The 6,456-nt window shown below is 72.4% G+C and carries 5 protein-coding genes and 1 pseudogene; 5 read left to right on the top strand and 1 reads right to left on the bottom strand.

Annotation, left to right across the window (positions count from 1 at the left end):
* Positions 1-197 (top strand): annotated as a pseudogene (locus tag I003_RS33630) (TetR/AcrR family transcriptional regulator); the annotation flags it as partial.
* Positions 198-236: 39 nt separating this feature from the next.
* Here I003_RS33630 and I003_RS0128585 read toward each other — a convergent pair.
* Positions 237-1,487 carry a SpoIIE family protein phosphatase gene (locus I003_RS0128585; protein ID WP_027774607.1) on the bottom strand — a complete coding sequence of 417 codons (1,251 nt, stop codon included), beginning with the start codon at positions 1,485-1,487 and terminating at the stop codon, positions 237-239.
* A gap of 296 nt (positions 1,488-1,783) precedes the next feature.
* Here I003_RS0128585 and I003_RS0128580 point away from each other — a divergent pair, with 296 nt between their 5' ends.
* From I003_RS0128580 to I003_RS0128560, 4 genes are all read left to right on the top strand, one after another.
* Positions 1,784-3,592 (top strand): SPFH domain-containing protein, encoded by a 1,809-nt coding sequence (locus tag I003_RS0128580; protein WP_027774606.1) that lies wholly within the window; start codon positions 1,784-1,786, stop codon positions 3,590-3,592.
* Positions 3,589-4,941, top strand: coding sequence for an SPFH domain-containing protein (locus I003_RS0128575; RefSeq protein WP_027774605.1), 1,353 nt, complete (start codon positions 3,589-3,591; stop codon positions 4,939-4,941). The genes I003_RS0128580 and I003_RS0128575 overlap by 4 nt, the downstream gene beginning before the upstream one ends.
* 52 nt (positions 4,942-4,993) lie before the next feature.
* Positions 4,994-5,362 (top strand): DUF488 family protein, N3 subclade, encoded by a 369-nt coding sequence (locus tag I003_RS0128570; protein WP_027774604.1) that lies wholly within the window; start codon positions 4,994-4,996, stop codon positions 5,360-5,362.
* Between the two features lie 274 nt (positions 5,363-5,636).
* Complete coding sequence (locus I003_RS0128560; protein ID WP_027774602.1) at positions 5,637-6,248, top strand: HhH-GPD-type base excision DNA repair protein; 612 nt, start codon at positions 5,637-5,639, stop codon at positions 6,246-6,248.
* The last annotated feature ends 208 nt before the right edge of the window (positions 6,249-6,456 follow it).

Raw genomic sequence — 6,456 nt, 5'->3', positions numbered from 1 at the left:
CCCTCCTGGGCCGCCTGGCGGACCGGGGCCACCATCCCGCGTTCCCGCCGGCACGGGCGGCCCGCTGGCTCGTCTCCCTGATCGACTCCGTGTATCTGGCGGCGACGGACGACGGCTTCGATCCGCGGACGCACCTGGAGGAGCTGCGCGAGGTGACGGCCTGGCTGACCGGCGTCCCGGTGCGGAAAGCGGCCTAGGCTCGAACGGCCGGCGGACCGGTGGGTCGCACCGGCGGGTTACAGGCGGACGATGATCAGGGCGATGTCGTCGCGGGCGCCGCCGGCCACGCCGAGGCGGGCGAGCAGGCCGTCGGCGAGGCGTTCGGTGTCGGCCGTGCCGTAGCGGGCGAGGGCGTCCGTCAGCCGGTGCAGGCCGGCGTCGATGTCCTCGCCGCGGCGTTCGATGAGCCCGTCGGTGTACAGGACGAGGGTGTCGCCGGTGCCGTAGTCCAGGCTCGCCGCGGGCCGCGAGACGGGCAGGGGGCGCGTGCCCAGCGGCGGGTCGGTGGACTTGTCCAGCAGCTCGCAGGTGCCGTCGGGGTGCAGCAGGACCGGCGGGAGGTGACCGGCGCTGCTGTAGGTGAGCCGGCGGCTGCCGGGGTGGACGACGACCTTGACGGCGGTGCTGGCCAGCGCGCCGTCCACGGCCCGGGAGTACAGGTCCAGGACGTCCAGGGCCTTGCCCGGTTCCTGCAGCGCCCGGACCGCGGCGGACAGTGCGCTGCGCAGCATGCCCATGGCGGCCGCGGCTTTCAGGCCGTGTCCGACGACGTCGCCGACGGCGACGGCGAAGCCGTTCTCCGGGAGGTCGATCACGTCGTACCAGTCGCCGCACACGTTCAGGGAGCTGGCGGCGGGCAGGTAGCGCACGGTGATGTGTTCGTGGTGTGCCAGGTCCGGTGAGCGGAGCATGGTCTCCTGCAGGGTCACGGCGACCTGCCGTTCCCGGGCGTGGGCATGGCGCAGTTCCTCGTTGAGCCGCTGCAGCTCCCGTGCCCGCACGTACAGCTCGGCGTCCATCGCCTCGCGTTCGCTGAGTGCCCGGTCCCTCTCGCCCGTGCGGGCCGGCTGATCCGCGCGGGCCTGGATGAACGGGGTCACGTCCTCCACCCGGTGGATGATCCACGCGACCTGTCCGTCCGGCCCGACGACGGGGGTGTTGATCGGGGACCACCACCGCTCCTCGAACGCCCCGGGGCGGCCGGCGCGGGGGATGTCGTACTTCGTCAGCGCCATGGTGTCCTGCGTCTTCGTGCGCAGAACCCGGTGCAGTGAGGCGTAGAGGTCCTGCATCCCGGTCGCGTGCGGGTCCGCCGGATTGCGGGGGAAGGCGTCGAACATGTACTGGCCGATCAGCTCTTCCCGGGTCCGGCCGGTCGCCCGCAGGTACGCCTCGTTGACATCGACGATCACCAGGCCGGGGCTCAGCACCAGGTTCGGGTTGGGCGCGGCGATGAACAGCGCCTTGTAGTCGATCTGCGAGGTCACAGGTCCGTACCAGCCCTTCCGCCCCCGAAGACTGCCGCCCTCCTGCCAATCTAGACCGGGCGCCGGGATCGCATGCGCCGTGATCCGCCAAACGGACGCGCTGGCGAGACCGGTTCCCCAGGGCCGGCTCCGGGCCGGGAATACCAGAGCGACACTCCACTGAACGCCCCCGACTGCCGGAATCGTGCAATGACCACGTACCCGTGTTGTCACGATCCGCGTCTGTAGTTGCGCACGACTGTACGAGACCGTTGTCATTGCAGAGAGTGATCACGTGACCTGAGGAGGGGGACGCTATGGCACGTTCGCGCGCTCAGACCATGAGAAGCGCGGCGCAGGCCGTGATGCGGGGGAACGACCCGGGGCAGCTCGCCCAGGACGAGCTGCGCCGACGCGGCGGACTGCCGGACGGGGAGCAGGGCGGGGGAGGCGGCGGGGGCCGTCGTACCGACGCGGCCCGGGAGGACGGGATGGACCCGGCCGACTTTCCCGCCGCCCGCGACCAGGGCGGCAGCCTCGACACCGTCATGACGCAGCAGTCCGTGCCGCTGGACGAGGCCGGGGAGGTGCTGAACCGCAGCGAGCTGCAGAGGGAGGGGCTGCAGCAGGTGCACGCCATCTGCCCGATGGTGCTGCCGCGGGGGCGCTCGTTCCTCAGCATGCTGCCCGTGTCGCTGCTGCTCGTGGTCGGTGCCATCGGCACCATCGCGGTGGCCGCCGCCGGCGACGACGTGGCGACGAACCCGGTGTTCGGCCTCCACTACTGGGCGCTGGCGGTCTTCGCGGTCGGGTTCGTGTGGTGGCGGCAGGGCATGGTGATGGTGCCCGATGGGTGTCATGCCCTGATCACCAAGTTCGGCAAGCTGGAGCAGGTCGTCGGCCCCGGCCGCGTCATCCTGCTGAACCCGTGGAAGCGGGTCTCGTACATCCTGAACACCACCCGCGAGTACCCCTTCAACGCGCCGGTGCGCGAGGCGCCGACGAAGGGCGGGATGAAGGCGTCGATCGACCTGTTCATCCAGTTCCGGATCAGCGACCCGGTCGAGTTCGTCTACACCCTCGGCGCCGTGCGCGGCTTCGAGGAGAAGCTGAACAACGCCGTCAGCGAAACGATCCGCAGCCTCATCTACGAGCAGGAGGCCGCCGGCATCTACGACATGGTCGGCGAGGACACCACCCGGCTGCTCGACTCGCTGAACCACCAGTTCCGGCCCGCGGTCGAGCTGACCAACGCCAACATCACCCACGCCGAGCCCTCCGACCAGCCGTACCGCATGGACCTCGCGGCGCCGGAGATGGTGCGGATGGCCAAGGAGGCGTACACCCACGAGTACGCGCTGCAGTTGCGCAAGGAGCAGGACGAGGGCGATCTGAGCAAGGAGCTGGCGACCCGCGAGGAGGAGCTGTCCGCGATCCAGGCGGACATCGCCCAGTACCAGGCCCAGATGGACACCGCCGTCGAGCGCGAGACCAACCGCGCCGAGGCGCTGGCCCGGCAGCGCTACGTCCAGGCCGAGTCGGAGGCGCGGGCGAACGCCGCGCTGCTGGAGGCGCAGGCGCTCGACATCCGCGCGGTGACGACGGCCGAGGCGCCGGAGATCCTGGAGTACCGCTACCAGCAGCAGGTCCTCGACACCCTGGAGCAGGTCGCCGACCACCTGCCGCAACTGCTGCGGATCGGCGGCCCCGTGGACGGCGCGGACGGCGGCGCGGCGGGCGTCGACTTCCTGGCGCTCGCCCGGGAGCTGATCGGCGAGCACGGTGCGGACCTGTTCTCGGAGGCCGAGATGGCCGCCGTACGGGAGCGGCTGGCCGAGGTCGCGGCGCGGATCGCCGAGCGCGAGCCGGAGATCCGGGCGCTGCGCGAGGCCGAGCGGCCGACGCCGGTGCCGGCCCCGGCGGGCGGCACCGGGGAGGAGCCGCAGGAGGCGCCGCAGCCCGTCGGTGCCGGCCTCGCAAGCGGCGTGGGCAGCGGCGGGAGCAGCGGCAGCGCGGCCGGCTTCGGTGGCGGAGCCGCGCACGGGGGAGCCGCGCACGGGGGAGACGGACACACGAGCCCGGGCTTCGGGCCCGCCGGCTACGGACACGGGGAGGCGGGAGCATGAGCACGACGGCCATGAAGCGCAGGTCGGTCATCTCCGAAGTCGTCGCGGCCTGGGGGGACATCCCCCAGCTACTCCGCGGCGGCGAGGCCGGCACCCTGATCCCCGTCATCATCCCCCGCCACCGTCGCCGGCTGTGGTGGATGGTGCCGCTGTGGCTCTCGCTGCTGGCGCTGGCGACCGGCGTGATGGCCGGGCTGCAGAGCGGCGGCGAGGACGGCTGGAGCGCAGGCGCGTACGACGCGCTGGCGGCGTCCTCGTACGTCACCGGCGTCATCCTGCTGGCCGTCGGCGTGCTGTGGTGGTGGCGTTCGTCGATCGTGAAGATCGAGCAGGGGACGAACGGCGTCCTCACCCGCTACGGCGCCATCTCCCGCACGCTCGGTCCGGGCCGGCACTTCGTCTGGCACCCCTGGTCGCGGGTCGACTTCGTCGTCGACACGGCCACCGAGATCCCGTACTCGGCGCCGGTCATGGCCTGCCCGACGCAGGAGAACGTGCCGCTGCGCTCGATCGAGTTCTTCCTGAAGTTCCGCATCACCGACGCGGTGCTCTTCGTCCGCACCATCGGCGCCGGCAACTTCGACCTGGTGCTCTCCAGCGCCGTGCAGGACGCGATCCGCCAGCGGGCCCGCCGGGTGCGCACGGAGCGGGCGTACGACCTGCGCGGCTCGGACGTCGCGGACATGCAGGACCTGCTCAACCGCCAGCTCGCCCGCTACGGCGTGCGCATCACCGGCGCCAACATCCCCGACGTCCAGTTGCCCGCGCAGTACCAGCAGCACCTGGCGACCCGCGAGCGGGTGGCGAAGGAGCGGACCGCGTACGAGCAGGAGTGGGGCCTGACCCGCAAGCGCCGCATCGACAACCTGCAGATGGACATCGAGCGGGCGAAGAAGGCGCGTGACGCACGGTTCGTCGAGGTCAAGGCGGCGCTGAACCGGGCCCGCGAGGAGGTCGCCCGGCTGCTGGAGCAGCAGGAGACCGAGGCGCAGAAGGTCCGCTTCGAGATCGAGACCCGCGGGCGCAGCGGCCTGATCGCCGCCGAGAACGAGGCGAAGGCGCAGCGGCGGCTGGCGCAGGCGTACCGCGACAACCGCGCGGTGCTCCAGTACGAGCTGGCCAGGCGGCGGCTGGAGGTGGGTGCGACGCTCGCGGGCAGCGCGCCGCAGCCGACGGTCATCCGCACGGACGGCGGCGGGGGCGGCGACGTCTCCGCACTCTCGACCCTCCTCACGGCACAGTTGCTCCCCCGGCTGACGGCCGGCTCCCCGGCCGGCGGGCACACGCCGCCGGCGGGCGGGCTGCTCCGGGCGGTGGCGGCTGACGGACACGGGGCCGTCGAGGAGTGAGCGGTGCCGTGCGGCGGGCGCGGGGGGCTCGCCGCACGGCTACCGTGGGCATATGAGTACAAAACACGCACCCCCTCGGATTCGACGTGTCTACGACGACCCCGATCCCGACGACGGCACGCGCGTCCTCGTCGACCGGATCTGGCCGCGGGGCATCGCCAAGGACAAGGCGCACGTGGACGAGTGGCTGAAGGCCATCGCGCCCTCGGACGACCTGCGCCACTATCTGCACGCGGACTTCGACCGCTTCCCCGACTTCGCCGACCGCTACCGCCAGGAGCTGTCCGACGACGCACACGCGGAGGCGCTGACGCGTCTGCGCGAGCTGTACCACCAGGGGCCGCTGACCCTCCTGACCAGCACGAAGGAAGTGAAGCGCAGCCACCTGACGGTGCTCGCCGAGGAGCTGGAGCAGGGCTGAGGAGCGGCCGTAGGCGTCACTCGTACGGCCCGGCGCCGGTGGCGGTCCGGCCGCACCCGCCCGCAGCCTGGAGCATGAGCACCCACCCGGCTCCGCGGGACCGCCGGTGCACCGCCGTCCCGGTCGCCGGCGCGCGCCGGGTCCCCCACCGCGCGAAGCACCTCCCCGCCGTCACCTGAACAGGCCCCCTGTCCGTCCCCGGCGTGCAACGGCGCGCGCCGGGGACCCGCGTGTTGCCCGGCGGCGCCGCGACCGCCTGCGCCATGATGCTCGTATGAACGTCACCGTCCGTCTCGCGCAGCAGCCGGAGGCCGACGCGCTGCTCGGCCGCAGCCCGCTGGCCGCACTGATCGGCATGCTCCTCGACCAGCAGGTGCCCATGGAGTGGGCGTTCTCCGGCCCGTACACGATCGCCCGCCGCATGGGCGGTGACGACCTCGACGCCCACGCCATCGCCGCGCAGGACCCCGAGGCGTTCGCCGCGCTGCTCGCCGGGAAGCCGGCCGTGCACCGCTACCCCGGCTCGATGGCCAAGCGGATCCAGCAGCTCTGCGCGTACCTCGTGCACGAGTACGACGGCGACGCCGAGGCCCTCTGGCGCGGCGTCGGCAGCGGCGCGGAGCTGCTGCGGCGGCTGCAGGCGCTGCCCGGCTACGGGAAGCAGAAGGCGCAGATCTTCGTCGCGCTGCTGGGCAAGCAGTACGGCGTCACCCCCGACGGCTGGCGCGAGGCGGCGGGCGCGTACGGCGAGGACGGCAGCCGGCGCTCGGTCGCGGACATCACGGGGCCGGACACGCTGGCGGAGGTACGGGCGTACAAGCAGGAGGCGAAGGCGGCGGCCAAGGCGGCGAAGGGGACACCGGCGAAGGCGAAGAAGACGTCCTGAACCGGGACGTGTTGAACTCCGGCCATTCCGCAACGCCGTTCGAGTCGCTAGGTTGCTCGCACTCCGTCCGCCTTGCGGACAGGGGACCCCACACGCCGGACAGGTTCGCCACCCATGACCTCGGAAGGACTCCCGTGTTCCCTCGAAGACTCACGGCTGCGCTGGGCGCGGCCGCCCTCGCCGTCCCTCTGCTCCTGGCCAGTTCCGC

It is taken from the genome of Streptomyces sp. CNQ329, from assembly GCF_000482585.1.
Note: the sequence above shows the minus strand (reverse complement) of the source record. Positions and strands in the feature narration are given on the sequence as shown.

What these genes read in the sequence shown, in the direction of transcription:
- I003_RS0128580 (WP_027774606.1), top strand. Translation starts at nt 1,784, where the DNA reads ATGGCACGTTCGCGCGCTCAGACCATGAGAAGCGCGGCGCAGGCCGTG.
- I003_RS0128575 (WP_027774605.1), top strand. Translation starts at nt 3,589, where the DNA reads ATGAGCACGACGGCCATGAAGCGCAGGTCGGTCATCTCCGAAGTCGTC.
- I003_RS0128570 (WP_027774604.1), top strand. Translation starts at nt 4,994, where the DNA reads ATGAGTACAAAACACGCACCCCCTCGGATTCGACGTGTCTACGACGAC.
- I003_RS0128560 (WP_027774602.1), top strand. Translation starts at nt 5,637, where the DNA reads ATGAACGTCACCGTCCGTCTCGCGCAGCAGCCGGAGGCCGACGCGCTG.